Below are 15,752 nucleotides of genomic sequence, written 5' to 3'. Positions count from 1 at the left end.
CATGGCGAGAGGCTTTGAGAACCATAGCGGAGCAAACGCGGTGCGCGGATCCCCGCGCGCACAGGACAAAGGAGTGACGATCATGAAGATTGGCATTGTCGGGATGGGCACGGTCGGGTCCGCGTGCGCCCTCGCCGCCGTGACGCGCGGGACGGCACGCGAGATCGTGCTGGTCAACCGCACCCGCAAGCGCGCCGAGGCGATCGCAACCGATATGGGATACGGAACGCCGCTGACCCCGGCCACCGATATCCGCGACGGCGACTACGACGACCTGGCTGGCGCCGCGGTGGTCATGATCACGGCAGGCGTGAACGAAAAGACCGGCGGCGCCACCGACCGCAATGACCCGGCCGGACGCCTCAGGCTGCTCGAAGCGAACGTCAAGATCTTCGAAGACATCGTGCCCCAGGTCGTCCGCGCGGCGCCGGACGCCCTGCTGCTCGTCGTGACTGACCCTCCGGACGCGCTGGCCGACCGTACGCGCCGGCTGGCCGGTCACGACCGCGTCCTCAGCACGGGCACCTACCTCGACAGCCTTCGATTTCGCGTCCATCTCGGCCACGAACTCGGCGTCAGCCCGGCCTTCGTCGAGGCCCAGGTCATCGGAGAACACGGCACGTCGGAGGTATTCGTGTGGTCGTCGGCCCGTGTCGCCGGGGTTCCGCTGCTCGGGGAGATCGAGCGTCGCGGTCAGAACCGGGACGAGTTCCGCAAGCGCGTCGAGGCCGCGGTCCGCTACGCCAACATCACTATCATCGAAGGCAACAATGCCAGCCAGTACGGGGTAGGCATCGTCTCGGTACGCATCGCCGAAATGATCCTCCGCGACGAAAAGGCGGTCGTGCCCATCGGCAGCTATCACCAGCAATACGGCGCGACCCTTTCACTGCCCAGCATTGTCGGCAGCGGCGGCGTCACCGGCGTGATGGAACCGGACATGTCGGACGACGAACGGCAGGCCCTGCAACGGAGCGCGGACACGCTCAGGAGGGCCGAGAGGCGAGGCTAGCCACCGGGCGGCAAGACCCGGGAACGCTAGCCGCCGACATTGGCCGCAACCGTGGATCGAGGCACTCGCTCATCGGCACCGGCAGCCGCTTGATGGTTGGACAGGGACGCAATGGAGCGCGGCATCATCTTAAGGGCCAGCAGGCCAGCTCGGCCACTCTAGCGAGTGCGCCGCCCTCAGCAGATCGGCCTGTAATGCACATGCAAGATTGGCGCGCCCTAAGAGATTCGAACTCCTGACCCCCAGATTCGTAGTCTGGTGCTCTATCCAGCTGAGCTAAGGGCGCGCACGGCCGGGGTATCGTTCCGGCGAACGGCGTGACCCATACATGGGGCGGTGCGGCATTGCAAGTATCGTGGCGACGTCATTTTCGGCGCCTTGACGACGGCTCAGGCGATGCGGATGGCGCGGGGCAGCGTCACGTCGAAGCGGGTACCGACCGGCTGGTCGACGAAGCTCAGCCGGCCGCCATGCGCCTCGGTCAGTTCGCGGGCGATGGCGAGGCCGAGGCCCGTACCGCCGGCCCGGGCAGAGCCCTCGAAGGCGACGAACAGGTTCTCCCGTGCCCGCGGCGGCAGGCCCGGACCGTTGTCGGAAACCGATAGGGTCAGCCACTCGTCGGTCTCGTTGAAAGTGACCTCGACATAGGGCGCCTCGATCCGGCTGCCGGCCGATTCGAAGGCCTCGCGGGCGTTCTTCAAGAGGTTGTCAAAGATGCGCGCGAACTGGTCCGGATCGGCGGAAATCGATACCGCGTCGGGCACCCCGTTGGTCCAGCGGATGGACGGGTGGCCGACGAGCCCGGCATCGAACGCGGCCTCGTCAAGCAGCAGATGCAGGTCGACCGGCACCGGCCGTGGCGGGGTGGCGCTCTGGCGGCCATAGTCGAGGACCGACTGGGCGAAGCCGATCGCCTTGTCGATCGACAGCACGAGGCGCGGCGCGAGGCGCTGCACCTTGGGATCGTCGACATTGGCCACCTGGTCGGAGAGCAGTTGCGCCGAGGTCAGGGTGTTGCGGAGATCATGGTTGATCTTGGCCACCGCGAGGCCGAGGTCGGCGAGGTGGCGGCGCTGGCGCAGCATCGAGTAGATGTCGGATTCCATCGCCGCGAGCTCGCGCTCCATGATGCCGATCTCGTCCTTGCGGTTGCTGGGGGTGACGATCAGCGCCGCATTCTCCGGGGCCTCGGAGAAATCCACCATGCTGCCGGTCAGGCGGCGGATCGGGGCGATGAGGATGCGCGAAACGAAGACGTAGAGCACCGCCGAGGTGATGATGGCGAGGATCAGCGACAGGAAGAACAGGTTGCGCGAGTAGACCAGCAGTTCGGCCCTCAGCGGCGCCTCCGGCGTCAGCACCTCGATGACCCGGTCGGGCTGGCCATTCTCCTCGCCGACGATGCGCAGCGTGCGATTGGAGCCGAATAGCAATGTCTCGAGGGCGCCGAGGATCAGCGTCGCCGGATCGTGCTGGCGCAGGTCGACGGTCACCGCCTCGGTCGGCATGGTGACGTTCTCGAGCTCGATGAGCTGGCTCTGCCCCTCGCGGCGATAGACGATGGCGAGCGCCCCGGCCGAGTTCAGCAGCCGGTCGGTGAGCGTACGCGGCAGGTTCATGGCATCGGGCACCGCGTCGAGCACTCGCGCCGCGACGATGCCGACGCGCAGGCGATCATTGAGCCAGCTGTAGCGGAAATTGGCGGCCGAAGGCAGGTAGATCGCCACCTCGACCGCAAGAATCACCACGATGATGGTGGCGATGATCTTGACGGACAGCCCGGAAAACGGACCCGGCATCGCGCGGTTGTGTGTGGCCATTCAGCGATGCTTAGCGGGGAAAGCAACAGCTTTCCAGCGACAACACGTGACAATAGGTCTTAGCCGAGCAGCTTGTTGAGACTGATCCACTGCCTGATCAGCGGCTTCTGCGCATCGGCGCGGCGGAATTCCTCGCCGAGCCGCACCGCGATCTCGGCATGGGACGGGTAAGGTGCGACGAAGTCGGCGAGATCGCCGGCCGTGAGCCCACCGGACATGGCGAGCGAGAATAGCGCCACCAGTTCGCTCGCCCCAGGCCCGGCCACGCCGGCACCGAGAATGCGGCCGGAGCGATCGGTGATCAGCTTGGCGAGGCCGTAGGTCTCGCGTGCGGCGCGGGCGCGATCGTTATCCGCGAACGACCAGCGGGTGACACGGAAATTGGCGCCATGCCGGGCGCGGGCGAGGCCCTCGTTGAGCCCGATCTCGGCAAGCTCGGGTTCGGTCGAGACGACGTGCGGCACGCGCAGGGGGTCCGGCCGCGCCATCGCACCGAGCAGCGCGTTGCGCACCACGACCTGAGCCTGCCGCACCGCCGCCTGCACCGACTGGCCGCCGGCGGCTTCGCCGACGGCGTAGACGCGCGGGTTGCTGGTCTTCAGCAACGGCGACAACTGCAGCAGGTGCGGCTCGGCCTTGCTCGACCTGATGCCGGCCTTGTCGAGCTCCAGCCCGTCGAGATTGGGAACCCGCTCGCCGGCGACAAGAATGTGCGACGCATCGAGCAGTTCGTCGGTCTCGCCGCTCCGTACCGCGACGCCGATGCCCATCGAGCGCGGCAGGATGGCGCTCACCGCACAATTGGGGCGAAGCGCGACCCCGTCCTCCGCCAGCCGCTTCAGTGCCACCGCGGCAAGTTCGGGATCGAAACCGGCGAGCAGCGGGCCGTTCTCCACCACCGTCACCTCGGTGCCCAGCCGGGCGTGGGCCTGGGCCAGTTCGAGCCCGAGCGGCCCGCCGCCGATGACGACGAGGTGGGTGAGTTTCCTCGTATTGTCGAGAATGGTCTCGCTGGTGAAATACGGCACGGCGTCGAGCCCCGGGATCGCGGGCACCGGCAGTTTCGCACCCGTCGCGATGACGAAGCGGCGGGCGCGGATCTCGGTCTCGCCGGCGACGACCGCACGGCGGTTGATGAAGCGGGCCGTGCCGTGCACGATATCGACGCCCAGCGCCTCGATGCGGGCCGCCGCGCTCATCGGCGCCAGCGCCGCGATCACCTGCTCGACATGGTCATGCACACGGCGGAAATTGATCTTTGGGTCGTCGGCGGCGATGCCGAACTGAGGGCCGTCGCGCATCGCCTGGGCATGGGCGGCGGCGGCCGCCAGGGCCTTCGCTGGAATGGCCCCGGTATGGAGGGCGTTGCCGCCCAGCCTGGCTTTCTCGACCAGCACCACCGAGGCGCCATAGGCACGCGCCACCTCGGCAACGGCAAGGCCGCCCGATCCGGCCCCGATCACGCAGAGGTCGGGATTAAGGATTTCGGCCAATCTCGCCCTCTTGGTGCACCGGGGTCCAAGCCCCGCGCCTCATTATCACCGGCTTTGGTTCCGACAATAGTGGCAGGTACCAAGCCAATGTGGAAATCGGACGAATTCGGCGGCCGGAAAAGCGGTTCTGCCGCAGCCCGGTCGCGTTGACTTCACCGATCCAATTCCATATAAGCCGCCCCAATCTGCCGTAGGCGTCCGTACACGGGCCCGGCCGGCACGCATCTTGCGACAGTAAGTATAAGAGGAACCGCGCGCCGGCGTGGTCTGATGTCATGAAACGTACTTTCCAGCCGAGCACGCTCGTTCGCACCCGCCGGCACGGTTTCCGCGCCCGCATGGCAACCAAGAACGGTCGCAAGGTGCTGAGCCGCCGCCGCGCCGTCGGCCGCGCCAAGCTCTCGGCCTAAGGCATTGGCCGTGAACACGGCCATACCGCAGGAGGGCGGCGCTTTGCGGCGCCTCAAGAACCGGTCCGAATTCCTGGGAGCCGCCCGAGGCAAGCGCGTCGGGCGCTCTGCGTTTTCGCTGCAGGCGAACGCGCGAAATATTGATCGTCCGGGGATCGGCTTCACCGTCACCAAGCAGATGGGCAACTCGCCCGAGCGCAATCGCATCCGCCGGCGCCTTCGGGCCGCAGCCAAGGCTTGCGAGAACGGGTTCGAGCCCCAACATGACTACGTGCTCGTCGGCCGCCGCGAGGCGCTGAGCATTCCGTTCGGCCAATTGGTCACCGACCTGGCCGCCTCGATTTCCAAGATACACCTGAAGAAGAAAAGCTGATGCAGTCCGAAAACAACCGCAACATGATCATTGCGATCGTGCTCAGCGTCGTGGTGCTGTTCGGATGGCAGTTCTTCGTTGCCGGGCCACAGCTTGACCAGGCGCAGAAACGCGCTGCGGCGCAGCAGGCCCAACAGACCCAGCAGGTAGGCGCCACCACCACCGACGGTGGCCTCGCCACCCCGGCGGCGAACGGCACCGCCCCGGCGGCGGTCACCGACAGCGCCGGCAACGCCACCTTTGCGGACCGCACTGCGGCGCTCGCCGCGACGCCGCGCGTCAAGATCGATACGCCCGCCGTCTCCGGCTCCATCGCCCTCACCGGCGCGCGGCTCGATGACCTGCAGCTGAAGCGCTATACCGAGACGGTCGATCCCAATTCACCGATCATCACCCTGCTGGTCCCGCCGGGCGCGCCCGGCGGCTACTATGTCGAGCAGGGCTGGGCCCCGGTGGCCGGCGCGACTGCCGCTCTACCGGGCGCCGATACGGTGTGGGCGGTCGAGGGCGCCAACCAGACGCTCACCCCGGACACCCCGGTGACGCTGGTGTGGGACAATGGCGCGGGCCTCACCTTCCGCCGCCTGCTCAATATCGACGAGAATTACCTCTTCACCGTCACCCAGTCGGTCGAGAACAAGACCGGCGGCGACGTGGCGCTCTATCCCTATTCCCGCGTCGTGCGCCAAGGCATCCCGCACGTGCAGAACTTCTTCGTCCAGCACGAAGGCCCGCTCGGCGTCCTCGGACCCAACAACCTCGTCTCGAAGAAGTACTCCGACCTCAAGGTCGACGAGCCGGCCGACTACACCAGCCCGACCGGCGGCTGGCTCGGCATCACCGACAAGTACTGGGCCACGGCCGTGCTCTCGGAGCCGGGCGCGCCGCTGAATGCGCGCTTCTCCCACACCAGCTCGGGCGGCCTCGACGTCTTCCAGACCAGCTATGTCGGGAGCACCCCGGTGGTCGTCCCGGCCGGCGGCACCGCGCAGTCGAAGTCCTACGTATTCGCCGGCGCCAAGCAGACGCGCATCATCGACAACTACGACAAGACCTACGGCTTCGACCGGCTGGAGCTCCTGATCGACTGGGGCTGGCTGCACTTCATCACCCGCCCGATGTTCGAGCTCCTGCAGTTCCTCTATGGAATCCTGGGCAATTTCGGCCTCGCCATCCTCGCCGTAACCGTCATCGTCAAGGCGCTGTTCTTCCCGCTGGCCAGCCGCTCCTACGCCTCGATGGCGGCGATGCGGCGCGTGCAGCCGGAGATGAAGGCGATCCAGGAGCGCTTCAAGGACGATCGCGCTGCGCAGCAGCAGGCGATGATGGAGCTCTACAAGAAAGAGAAGATCAACCCGCTCTCGGGCTGCTGGCCGATCCTCATCCAGATCCCGGTGTTCTTCTCGCTCTACACCGTGCTCTTCATCTCGCTCGAGATGCGCCATGCGCCGTTCTTCGGCTGGATCGTCGACCTCGCGGCCCCGGACCCGACCAACATCTTCACGCTGTTCGGCCTGATCCCGTGGAACCCCGTCGCTCTACCGGTGATCGGCGGTCTTCTCCACCTCGGCGTCTGGCCGGTGATCATGGGTGTCACGATGTGGGTGCAGATGAAGCTCAACCCGCCGCCGCCGGATCCGACGCAGGCCATGATCTTCAACTGGATGACTGTGATCTTCACCTTCATGCTGGGCACGTTCCCCGCCGGCCTCGTGATCTACTGGGCGTGGAACAACACGCTTTCGGTGACGCAGCAGTATTTCATCATGAAGCGCCACGGCGCCGAGGTGAATCTCTTCGCCAACATCGCCGCAAGCTTCAAGCGGAAGCCCAAGCCAGCGGACGGCAAGGCCAGCTGACGAGGCAGCGGTGCTCGACACCATCTGCCTCATCACCGGTCCCCGTACCGGCGCCAACCACCTGATGAGCCTCGGCGACAATCTCGCCGAGCTCAAGACCTTCCCCGATCTCTTCGAGAGCCTCGCCGAGCGGATCGAGCCGGACAGCGTGCTCGAGCGCGCCGCCGCCGAGGCGCAAGCCGGGCGCAAGCGCGTCCTCGCCTTCAAGCTCTGGCACGACACGCTGGAAGCCGAAACCGTCGAGCGCATGGTGCTGTCGCGGCCGGGCGTGCGCGTCATCTTCGTGGTGCGCCGCCAGATCGATGCCTATGTCAGTTGGTGCAAGGCGATCGAGCTCGGCCAATGGCAGGGCGTCGACACGTCGGCGCTGCAGCTGACGCTCGATGCCGACGACTTCGCCCTGTGGCTCGACGCGCAGGAGCGCTGGTACGACCGCTGGCGCAACTGGCTGAACCGCCGGTTCCTCCCCTGCCCCATCCTCCGCTACGAAACCGATATCGACCAGCCTGCCGAATGGGCCCTGAAACGCTTCGCCTCCGCGGCCGCCCAGGTCGGGGTGACGCTGCGCGTCCCAGCCGCGCTCCACTTCACCGGGCTCGTCAAGCAGGACCGGGTCAGGGCAGCAGCCGACAAGGCGGACAACTGGCCGGCCTTTTCGAAGGCGATTGTTGCGAGGGGGTTGGAGAAGCGGGCGTTCGGGTATCCGGTTTAGCCTAGGGTGGACCGGAGCGTGGGGCCACCCCCACCCTCATTCCCTCCCCACAAGGGAGAGGGAGGCCGATCGAGTTCATTGCGCCGTCAGTCGTCTCCCTCCCCCTTGTGGGGAGGGATCAAGGGTGGGGATCCCACGCTCCGGCCCCACCACTCTTCCCTTCTCCCCCTGCCTCCCCTATGGGAAAGCCATGAGCGAGACCCAATCCAAATTCAGCGAAGACCAGATCGAGGCCGGGCGGCTGCTGTTCGCGCGGCCCTTCGCCTTCGTCAAAGGCTGCGTCAGGATCGCCGACCTGCCGCCGGCCGACCGCATGGAGATCGCCTTCGCCGGGCGCTCCAATGTCGGCAAGTCGTCGCTGATCAACGCGCTGACCGGCACCACCGCGCTCGCCCGCACCTCGAACACGCCGGGGCGCACGCAGGAACTCAACATCTTCGACAGCCAGTCCGACGACCTCCGCATCGTCGACATGCCCGGCTACGGCTACGCCAAGGCGCCCGAGGAGAAAGTGAAGCAGTGGACCAAACTGATCCACGCTTACCTCACCGGCCGCCCCAACCTCCGCCGCGTCTACGTGCTGATCGACGGCCGCCACGGTCCGAACGCCAACGACAAGTCGGTGATGAACGAACTCGACCGCGCCGCAGTCAGCTACCAGATCGTCGTCACCAAGGCCGACAAGCCGAATCGCGACGAACTCGAAATGGCGGTCGCCAAGACCCGCGCCGAGATCGCCAAGCGCCCCGCGGCGCACCCGGAGCTGATACTCACCTCGAGCGAGACGAGGTTCGGGATGGAGCTGCTAAGGGCGGAAATACGGGCATTGCTCGAGCAGTAGGCCGATGGATCCGGCGGCAACGCGGCCCGTTGCCCTACCGCTTGAGGAACGCCCCGAGCCAACCCGCCATATCCCTGCTATGCGAGGGCGTCGCCACCGAGGCCACGGCAGCATCAACTATCGCATCCGGCGCCTTGCCGCGACGTAGTTCCGCCAGCGCCAGGGTGTAGTCGTCGAGAAACTCGGGGTGCGGCTGGAGGCTCAGCGCCTTGCCATTCGCATAGACCAGCCCGGCATTCGGGGTGAACTCCGAGCCGAGGAACACCTCGGCGTCACGGGGTGCCACAATCACCTGGTCCTGGTGCGAGCAGGCAATCGACAGCGCCGGCAGGTCGGTGGCGAGGAAGCCCGGGCGGGACTTCACCTCATAGGTGTGCCGGCCGAGGCCCCAGCCCTTGTCCGACTTGCGCACGTCGCCGCCCAGCGCATCGGCCATGATCTGGTGGCCGAAGCAGATCCCCAGCATCGGCGTGCCGGCGGCGTAGGCCGAGCGGATGAAGGCGCGGAGCGGGTCGAGCCAGGCGTGGTCGTCATAGACGCCGGCCGCCGACCCGGTGATCAGGATGCCGTCGAGCCCTGTCGCATCGGGGAACGCCGCCCCGTCATGGACCGCGACGGTCTCGTACTCGAACCCCTGTCCGGCCTCGTCGAACATGCGCCTGAACATCGGCGGGTAGGCGCCGAATTGCGGGCGCAACGCAGCGGGCACGTCGCCGGTCTGGATGATGGTGAGCTTCATGGCGCGCCAACAGATGGGGCGGTTCGCCCGGGTTGGCAAGATGGCGGATGACGGGGCGGGGTTGCAAGAAGAGGCCCTCCACCCGGAGGGGTGAAGGGCCAGTCGGAGGGTCGGCTACTAACTCAGGAGCTCCCGGTCAGGCCGGGGTGAACGTCAGGGCCAGTCCGTTCATGCAGTAACGGAGGCCCGTCGGCTGCGGGCCGTCATTGAAGACGTGCCCGAGATGGCCGCCACACCGGCGGCAATGGACTTCGGTGCGGGTCATGCCGAGCGTGTTGTCGGTGGTTTCGCCCACGGCATTGTCGAGCGGCTGGTAGAAGCTCGGCCAGCCGGTGCCGCTCTCGTATTTGGTCTTGGAATCGAACAACGCCAGCGCACAGCCGGCGCAGTTGAAGGTGCCGGCGCGATGCTCCTCGAGCAGCGGCGACGAGCCGGGCACTTCCGTCGCTTCGTGGCGCAGCACTTCGAACACGTCGGGAGGGAGTTTCGCCCGCCACTGGTCCTCGGTGAAACTCACCTCGAATGTGCCTTCGGCGGCGTGGCCCGGACCCAGCGGACGGAACAGCGCTGCCGCCGCACCGAGTACGACAACGGCAGTTCCACCGAACAGAAACGACCGGCGATCGAGTTGCATGACTTGAGGCCCTTCAGCTTGCCGACAGTCTATCCGCCCTGTCGTGGAGTTCATCTCAAATGCTCGTGTCCCGCGAGGTTCGCCCGCCTGACACGAAACAGGCAAGGCCCTTCTTGCGGCGGAGAAGGCGGGCCGTTGCCGAGCCTTACGACTTGGGCAGCAGCACCTTGTCGATGACGTGGATGACGCCGTTCGACTGGACGACGTCGGCGATCGTCACATTGGCGACGTTGCCGTTCTCGTCGGTGATGGTGACCTTGCCACCCTCGGACTTCAGCGCCAGCTTGCAGCCGCCGACGGTGTCGACCATGTGCGTGCCGCCATCATCCATGGCCATCTTGCTGATGTCCGCGGCGAGCGCGTTGGCCGGGATGACGTGGCAGGTGAGGATTTTGGTCAGCTGGGCCTTGTTCTCGGGCTTCAGCAGGTTGTCGACGGTACCGGCCGGCAGTGCGTCGAAGGCGGCGTTGACCGGGGCGAGCACGGTGAACGGGCCAGCGCCCTTCAGCGTATCGACGAGGCCGGCGGCCTTCACGGCGGCAACGAGCGTGGTGTGGTCGGCCGAGTTCACGGCGTTGTCGATGATGTCCTTGGTCTCGGACATCGGCGCGCCGCCGACCATCGGGTTCTCGGCATAGGCGACGCCCGCCAGGGCGGAGACGGACAGCATGGCCGAGACGGCGAGTACACGCAGAGTGGAGAACTTCATTGTCTGGTTCCTTCCTTTAAATCATTGCCCGCATTGTTCTTCGTTCGGGACAGGGTGAGTTACGGAAGGCCGGGCGGAACGGTTTCTCTTCACATTTCAGTCCGGGAGGATTTATTCGCGGCATCGGACGAAACTATTTCGGGCGACGCTCCGTACCCCGGCCCGCCTCGGAAGCGACGAATCAACGCGGCCCGCCTCGGGGGAGACGGGCCGCTGAACTGGTTGGGTTCGGTGGCGATCAGATCGGCGTCGCTGTGCCCACGGCGACGATGGGGCCCTGCGCCTTGCCGGTGGGCGAGCCACCCTTCTGCTCGAGCGTCACCGCGAACACGGTGCCGGGCGCGATATTGGCCCTCGCGGCAGGATCGAGCGGGATTTCCATGCGCTGGTCGACCGGGATCACGCCCATCGACACGGCGGGCTGTTCGCCCTTGATGTACCAGAGCTCGTAGTCCTTGTCGGGCACGGCGGCCCCCTTGAGCGAGGTGATGCGCACTTCGCCGGAGCCCTCATCGTAGAGGGCTACGAACTCCACGCCGCTCCCCGCCTGCGACTGGATCGCGGCGACCAGCTGATTGGCCAGCACCTTCGGATCGACCCGCGGCTGCAAAAGGTTGACGCCGATGGCGATGATGGCCACCGCCGCTGCGGCCGCCGTGAGGCCGCGCCAGAGCGCCAGCGAGTTCCACCAGCCGCCCGGCGCCGGCGCTGCGCCGAACAGCCGCCACTCGACCTGCTGCAGCACTCCGGTAGGCGCCGCCACCTCGGCGAATTGCACGTCGAGCGTCGCGAGCCTTGTGCGCCACAGCCGCAAGTCCGCCGCCATGGCCGGATCGGCCGCGATGCGGCGCGCCACGGCGGCGCGCTCGCCGCCTTCGAGCAGGCCGAGCGCATATTCGGCGACCAGCACCTGATCGTCGTCCCTGCCGCCGCTCAATCCCTCGAGGCTCATGCCGAAAGACACTCTCTCAATTTCAACAGGCTCCGGCGGAGCCAGGTTCGCATGGTGTTCAGCGGCACGTTGTGGCGCGTCGCCAGTTCCTCGTAGCTGAAGCCGTCGAGATAGGCCCCGCGGACACAATCGGCCTTGTCGCTCTCGAGCTCGTCGAGGCAGCCGTCGATGCGCTTGCGCTCGGTGCTGTCGATGGTGGCCTGTTCAGGATCAGGACTGCCATCGGCGAGGTCGAGCACGAGGTCGATATCATCGCTCACCGGCTTTCGCGCCCGAAGCACGTCGAGGGCATGATTGCGGGCGACCGCCACCAGCCAGCTGATCGGGCTGTAGCCGCCGGCTACGTAGCGGTCGGCGCGCTGCCAGATCTTGACGTACACTTCCTGGAGCGCCTCTTCGGCTTCCGATCTGTCCTTCAAAATACGCAGCGTCACGCCGAAAAGTTTCGCGCTGGTGCGGGCATAGAGATCGCGAAAGGCGCTGCGATCGCGCAGGGCGGTGCGGGCGATCAGGTCGGCGATATGGGGGGGCGCGGCGGAGTTCATGCGCGCGAACTTAGCCAAAGCCCGCGCCCGTGCCTATCCCCACCGCCGGTCACGAAATCCTCGTCTTTGTTCTGTTGATGCGCGGTCGGGGGCTCAAAAGCGCTTTCGACTCCAATGGAATGCGCTATAGGACGGAAATAATGGATACACAGCGCGCCATGCCTGACATCGAGAGCTTTTCCCGCGACGCGGCAATCCTGTCGCAAGCGCTGCCCTACATGCAGCGCTACGAGGGCAAGACCGTCGTCGTGAAATACGGCGGCCACGCCATGGGCGACGTGGCGCTGGGCCAGGCCTTTGCGCGCGACATCGCGCTCCTGAAGCAATCCAAGGTAAACCCGATCGTCGTCCATGGCGGCGGCCCGCAGATTGCCTCGATGCTGAAGAATCTCGGCATCGAGTCGAAGTTCGAGGGCGGGTTGCGCGTCACCGACAAGCGGACCATGGAAGTGGTCGAGATGGTCCTTGCCGGCTCGATCAACAAGGAGATCGTGGCGCTGATCAATGCCGAGGGCGAGTGGGCCATCGGCCTCTGCGGCAAGGACGGCAACATGGTGTTTGCCAGGAAGGCCACCAAGATGGTCAAGGACCCCGGCTCGAACATCGAGCGGGCCCTCGACCTCGGTTTCGTCGGCGAGCCGGTGGAAGTCGACCGCACGCTGCTCGATCTCCTCGCCCGCTCCGAGATGATCCCGGTGATCGCCCCGGTCGCCCCGGGCCGCGACGGCGCCACCTACAACATCAATGCCGACACCTTCGCGGGCGCCATCGCCGGCTCGCTCGGCGCCAAGCGCCTGCTGTTCCTGACTGACGTCGACGGCGTGCTCGACGCCAACAAGAAGCTCATCCCCGAGCTCACCATGCGCGACGCCAAGGCCCTGATGGCGGACGGCACCATCTCGGGCGGCATGATCCCCAAGGTCGAAACCTGCCTCGAAGCGCTCGACAACGGCGTCGAGGGCGTGGTGATCCTCAATGGCAAGACCCCGCACGTAGTGCTGGTGGAGCTGTTCACCGCGCATGGCGCGGGTACGCTGATCGTCCGGTAGGGGCGCTCCCCGACAGGAGAGGGCGCCCGCAGGCGCCCTCTCCGTCATGCCTCCGCGACCACCGGTGGCGCGGCCTCGCGCCCCTGCCCCGGCTGCGCCGGTCCCCTGATCCTCAGGAACGGCACGAGGATCACCACCAGCGCGAACGAGGCGACCTGATAGAGGATCGCCGGCCCCGCCGCTGCGGCGAAGGCGACATGCGGCGCGTTGCCGGCGGCAAAGCCCGCCGTGAGGTTGGTGAAGAAGATCTCGCCCACCAGCGCCACGCCGATGGCGCCGCCGATCTGCTGGAAGGCCTGCAGCGCGCCCGAGCCGGCGCCAGCATCGCGCGGCGGCACGCCCGCCAGCACCGACTGGAACAGGCCGGAGAAGCCGAGCCCGAGGCCGAGGCCGGCGAGCAGGAGCGGCGGCAGGAAGGTCCAGTGATCGACGCTGTCGCCGAGGCCCCGGATGACAAAGTCGAGCCAGGCGATGCCGATCACCAGCAGGGCCGCGCCGACCGCCAGCCGGGTGCGCAGGTAACGCTGGCCGAGCCGGCCGATGAAGAGCGACACGGCGAGCACGCCGACCGAGAACGGCGTGTTGGTCAGCCCCGACTCGAGCGGGGTGAAGCCGTACCCTGATTGCAGCAGCAGCGAGATCACCATGAACATCGCGGGAATACCCGAGGCGAAGATGGTGGTGATGAGCAATCCGAGCAGATAGTTGGGATTGCTGATCAGGCCGAAATTGAGCAGTTGCGGCTCGTCGGCGGCGGCGCGGCGGCGCTCCCACAGGACGAACAGCCCGGCAAGGACGAGCGAAGCGGCCATCAGCCCCCAGGCCCAGGCCGGCCAGCCGAAGGCGCGGCCCTCGATCAGCGGATAGACCAGCGCCACGGTTGCCGCGCCGAACAGGCCAATGCCGACGAAGTCGTTCTTCAACCCCGGATGCCCAGGCGTGCGCGGGATCAGGAACCAGCCGGCGACCACTGCCAGGATGCCGAACGGCACGTTGACGAGAAAGATCGGGCGCCAGTCAAGGCCGCCGAAATCGGCGCCGATCAGCACCCCGCCGACGATCGGGCCGGCCACCGCCGCAAGCCCGGCGCTGAGGCCGAACAGCGAGAAGGCCTGGCCCTTCTCCTCGGGCGGAAAGGTCACCTGCGCGATGGCCAGCACCTGCGGCGTCATGGCAGCGCCGGCCAGTCCCTGCAGCACGCGGGCGACGATCAGCCACTCGATCGAGGGGGCAAGGCCGCAGAACGCCGAAGCCAGCGTGAAGGCGGCGACGCCGATGAGGAACATGCGGGTGCGCCCGACGATGTCGCCCAGCCGGCCGAACGGCAACAAGCCGAGCGCGAAGGCGAGCACGTAGGCAGCGATCACCCACTCGATCTGGCTCGGATCGGCGCCGAGATTGAGCTGCAGGCTGGGCAGCGCGACGTTCACGATGGTGACGTCGATGAGATTCATGAAGCTGGCCAGAAGCAGCACGGCGAGCGCCACCCAGCGGCGGGGATCGGCGTCGGCCTTCGATTGCGGCACGTGGAATTGGGAAGACATGGCTAATCCCTGACAACTTGTATTTGCGGGTAAAGGGCGCGGCGCAGTTCGGCGCAGAGTCGTTCGAAATATTGCGGCGAGGGATCCGGACCGCGGCAGAAGCCGATCAGCGTGCTCATGACCATGAGGGCGCCGGGATGCGGATCGAGATCGGGGCGGAACGTCCCGTCGGCGATGCCGTCGCCGAGGATGGCGGCGATCATCTGGTGCCATTTGGCGAGGATGGGTCGCATGACGGCGTTGATGACACTGTCGCGGCGCGCCCGCTCCATCAGCTCCGACATGACCGCGAGGGTGTCGCCATATTCGAAGAACATCTCGCTGAAATCGTAGAACTCGTGCTCGAGCCGCTCGGCGGGCGACAGGTGGTCGCGCGGCCGGAGCAGCGACTGCGCGCGGAAATCGTCGCGCATGGTGTCGGCGACGAGCCCGATCAGGGCTTCCTTCGTCGGCACGTGGTAGTGCAGCGTCGCGACGTTGATGCCGACACGCTCGGCGATGTCGCGCGTCCTCAGCCCCTCGACGCCCTTCTCGACGATCAGCCGGCGCGCCGCGGCCGCTATGGCGCGGCGGCGGTCGTCGGTGGTTTCGCGTTTGGTCGCGGGTTGGGTGATGGTCATGATGAGTCCGAAATGCATTTCTGTGGCAATGTCGCGCCAATGCCGCCGGGATCGACATTTCGTCAGGGCAGTCGCGAAAGTTGAGCTGCCCTGCCCCCCGCCGCGATGTCATCCCAGCGAAAGCTGGGACCTATCTCGCAGCCAACGCCGGCGGATAGTTGGGTCCAGCTTTCGCTGGGATGACACCGAGAGTGGGGTTGGAGCAGTGACACAGTTCCTTAATCCCCGATCCAACCGGGCACCCCGTTACACGCCCAAAGTTTCTCAATCAAGTGATTGATTGATCGAATCGTACATGTCTGCCATGCGGATTTCTGCCATAGTGCGCCGATGAACGATCTTACTCCGACACTTCGCTCGCTCTCCCATGTCACCGACTGGGTGTTCGATCTGGACAACACGCTCTACCCGCGCGAGTGCAACCTGTTCGCGCAGATCGA

At 66.5% G+C, this 15,752-nt stretch carries 16 protein-coding genes, 1 tRNA gene and 1 pseudogene; 8 read left to right on the top strand and 10 right to left on the bottom strand.

What is annotated here, in order from left to right:
• Positions 1-82 precede the first annotated feature (82 nt).
• Positions 83-1,012 (top strand): NAD(P)-binding domain-containing protein, encoded by a 930-nt coding sequence (locus JWQ89_RS16535; protein WP_299642745.1) that lies wholly within the window; start codon positions 83-85, stop codon positions 1,010-1,012.
• Between the two features lie 209 nt (positions 1,013-1,221).
• On the opposite strand, the gene JWQ89_RS16530 is transcribed toward JWQ89_RS16535, so the two are convergent.
• From JWQ89_RS16530 to JWQ89_RS16520, 3 genes are all read right to left on the bottom strand, one after another.
• A tRNA-Arg gene (locus JWQ89_RS16530) sits at positions 1,222-1,298 on the bottom strand.
• A 103-nt stretch (positions 1,299-1,401) separates the two neighbouring features.
• On the bottom strand, positions 1,402-2,832 hold the full coding sequence (locus tag JWQ89_RS16525) for a HAMP domain-containing sensor histidine kinase (RefSeq protein WP_299642744.1): 1,431 nt from the start codon (positions 2,830-2,832) through the stop codon (positions 1,402-1,404).
• Positions 2,833-2,891: 59 nt separating this feature from the next.
• The gene (locus JWQ89_RS16520; RefSeq protein WP_299642742.1) at positions 2,892-4,325 is read right to left on the bottom strand and encodes an NAD(P)/FAD-dependent oxidoreductase; all 1,434 of its coding nucleotides are present in this window, start codon (positions 4,323-4,325) and stop codon (positions 2,892-2,894) included.
• Positions 4,326-4,600: 275 nt separating this feature from the next.
• On the opposite strand from JWQ89_RS16520, the gene rpmH reads away from it, so the two are divergent.
• From rpmH to yihA, 5 genes are all read left to right on the top strand, one after another.
• Positions 4,601-4,735: a 50S ribosomal protein L34 gene (gene rpmH / locus JWQ89_RS16515; RefSeq protein WP_299642741.1), complete on the top strand. Its 135-nt coding sequence runs from the start codon at positions 4,601-4,603 to the stop codon at positions 4,733-4,735.
• 43 nt (positions 4,736-4,778) lie between these two features.
• Positions 4,779-5,108, top strand: coding sequence for a ribonuclease P protein component (rnpA, locus tag JWQ89_RS16510; protein ID WP_299642739.1), 330 nt, complete (start codon positions 4,779-4,781; stop codon positions 5,106-5,108).
• Complete coding sequence (gene yidC / locus JWQ89_RS16505; RefSeq protein ID WP_299642737.1) at positions 5,108-6,967, top strand: membrane protein insertase YidC; 1,860 nt, start codon at positions 5,108-5,110, stop codon at positions 6,965-6,967. Before rnpA ends, yidC begins: the two co-directional genes overlap by 1 nt.
• A gap of 10 nt (positions 6,968-6,977) precedes the next feature.
• Positions 6,978-7,679 carry a hypothetical protein gene (locus tag JWQ89_RS16500; protein WP_299642735.1) on the top strand — a complete coding sequence of 234 codons (702 nt, stop codon included), beginning with the start codon at positions 6,978-6,980 and terminating at the stop codon, positions 7,677-7,679.
• 190 nt (positions 7,680-7,869) lie between these two features.
• Positions 7,870-8,520, top strand: a complete 651-nt coding sequence (gene yihA, locus JWQ89_RS16495) for a ribosome biogenesis GTP-binding protein YihA/YsxC (RefSeq protein WP_299642733.1) — start codon at positions 7,870-7,872, stop codon at positions 8,518-8,520.
• 34 nt (positions 8,521-8,554) lie between these two features.
• Here the strand turns inward: yihA and JWQ89_RS16490 are convergent, their stop codons facing one another.
• From JWQ89_RS16490 to JWQ89_RS16470, 5 genes are all read right to left on the bottom strand, one after another.
• Positions 8,555-9,259, bottom strand: coding sequence for a gamma-glutamyl-gamma-aminobutyrate hydrolase family protein (locus tag JWQ89_RS16490; protein WP_299642731.1), 705 nt, complete (start codon positions 9,257-9,259; stop codon positions 8,555-8,557).
• A gap of 136 nt (positions 9,260-9,395) precedes the next feature.
• Entirely contained in the window at positions 9,396-9,893 is a 498-nt protein-coding gene (msrB, locus tag JWQ89_RS16485; protein ID WP_299642729.1) for a peptide-methionine (R)-S-oxide reductase MsrB, read from the bottom strand.
• 145 nt (positions 9,894-10,038) lie between these two features.
• Entirely contained in the window at positions 10,039-10,602 is a 564-nt protein-coding gene (locus tag JWQ89_RS16480; RefSeq protein ID WP_299642727.1) for a fasciclin domain-containing protein, read from the bottom strand.
• A 238-nt stretch (positions 10,603-10,840) separates the two neighbouring features.
• Entirely contained in the window at positions 10,841-11,554 is a 714-nt protein-coding gene (locus tag JWQ89_RS16475) for an anti-sigma factor (RefSeq protein WP_299642725.1), read from the bottom strand.
• Positions 11,551-12,099, bottom strand: coding sequence for a sigma-70 family RNA polymerase sigma factor (locus JWQ89_RS16470; protein WP_299642761.1), 549 nt, complete (start codon positions 12,097-12,099; stop codon positions 11,551-11,553). The genes JWQ89_RS16475 and JWQ89_RS16470 overlap by 4 nt, the downstream gene beginning before the upstream one ends.
• Before the next feature lie 140 nt (positions 12,100-12,239).
• Here JWQ89_RS16470 and argB point away from each other — a divergent pair, with 140 nt between their 5' ends.
• The gene (gene argB / locus JWQ89_RS16465) at positions 12,240-13,148 is read left to right on the top strand and encodes an acetylglutamate kinase (RefSeq protein WP_299642723.1); all 909 of its coding nucleotides are present in this window, start codon (positions 12,240-12,242) and stop codon (positions 13,146-13,148) included.
• A gap of 44 nt (positions 13,149-13,192) precedes the next feature.
• On the opposite strand, the gene JWQ89_RS16460 is transcribed toward argB, so the two are convergent.
• Entirely contained in the window at positions 13,193-14,692 is a 1,500-nt protein-coding gene (locus JWQ89_RS16460) for a DHA2 family efflux MFS transporter permease subunit (RefSeq protein ID WP_299642721.1), read from the bottom strand.
• A gap of 2 nt (positions 14,693-14,694) precedes the next feature.
• Positions 14,695-15,312: a TetR/AcrR family transcriptional regulator gene (locus tag JWQ89_RS16455; protein ID WP_299642720.1), complete on the bottom strand. Its 618-nt coding sequence runs from the start codon at positions 15,310-15,312 to the stop codon at positions 14,695-14,697.
• A 330-nt stretch (positions 15,313-15,642) separates the two neighbouring features.
• Between JWQ89_RS16455 and JWQ89_RS16450 the strand changes: the two are divergent.
• Positions 15,643-15,752, top strand: a pseudogene (locus tag JWQ89_RS16450) (pyrimidine 5'-nucleotidase); the annotation flags it as partial.

It is taken from the genome of Devosia sp., from assembly GCF_028290645.1.
Lineage (GTDB): Bacteria > Pseudomonadota > Alphaproteobacteria > Rhizobiales > Devosiaceae > Devosia_A.
Note: the sequence above shows the minus strand (reverse complement) of the source record. Positions and strands in the feature narration are given on the sequence as shown.

Excerpts from the sequence above, each read along its gene's own strand:
- JWQ89_RS16535 (WP_299642745.1), top strand. The coding sequence starts at position 83 with ATGAAGATTGGCATTGTCGGGATGGGCACGGTCGGGTCCGCGTGCGCC.
- JWQ89_RS16525 (WP_299642744.1), bottom strand. The coding sequence starts at position 2,832 with ATGGCCACACACAACCGCGCGATGCCGGGTCCGTTTTCCGGGCTGTCC.
- rpmH (WP_299642741.1), top strand. The coding sequence starts at position 4,601 with ATGAAACGTACTTTCCAGCCGAGCACGCTCGTTCGCACCCGCCGGCAC.
- yidC (WP_299642737.1), top strand. The coding sequence starts at position 5,108 with ATGCAGTCCGAAAACAACCGCAACATGATCATTGCGATCGTGCTCAGC.
- yihA (WP_299642733.1), top strand. The coding sequence starts at position 7,870 with ATGAGCGAGACCCAATCCAAATTCAGCGAAGACCAGATCGAGGCCGGG.
- JWQ89_RS16490 (WP_299642731.1), bottom strand. The coding sequence starts at position 9,259 with ATGAAGCTCACCATCATCCAGACCGGCGACGTGCCCGCTGCGTTGCGC.
- msrB (WP_299642729.1), bottom strand. The coding sequence starts at position 9,893 with ATGCAACTCGATCGCCGGTCGTTTCTGTTCGGTGGAACTGCCGTTGTC.
- JWQ89_RS16480 (WP_299642727.1), bottom strand. The coding sequence starts at position 10,602 with ATGAAGTTCTCCACTCTGCGTGTACTCGCCGTCTCGGCCATGCTGTCC.
- JWQ89_RS16475 (WP_299642725.1), bottom strand. The coding sequence starts at position 11,554 with ATGAGCCTCGAGGGATTGAGCGGCGGCAGGGACGACGATCAGGTGCTG.
- JWQ89_RS16470 (WP_299642761.1), bottom strand. The coding sequence starts at position 12,099 with ATGAACTCCGCCGCGCCCCCCCATATCGCCGACCTGATCGCCCGCACC.
- argB (WP_299642723.1), top strand. The coding sequence starts at position 12,240 with ATGGATACACAGCGCGCCATGCCTGACATCGAGAGCTTTTCCCGCGAC.
- JWQ89_RS16460 (WP_299642721.1), bottom strand. The coding sequence starts at position 14,692 with ATGTCTTCCCAATTCCACGTGCCGCAATCGAAGGCCGACGCCGATCCC.
- JWQ89_RS16455 (WP_299642720.1), bottom strand. The coding sequence starts at position 15,312 with ATGACCATCACCCAACCCGCGACCAAACGCGAAACCACCGACGACCGC.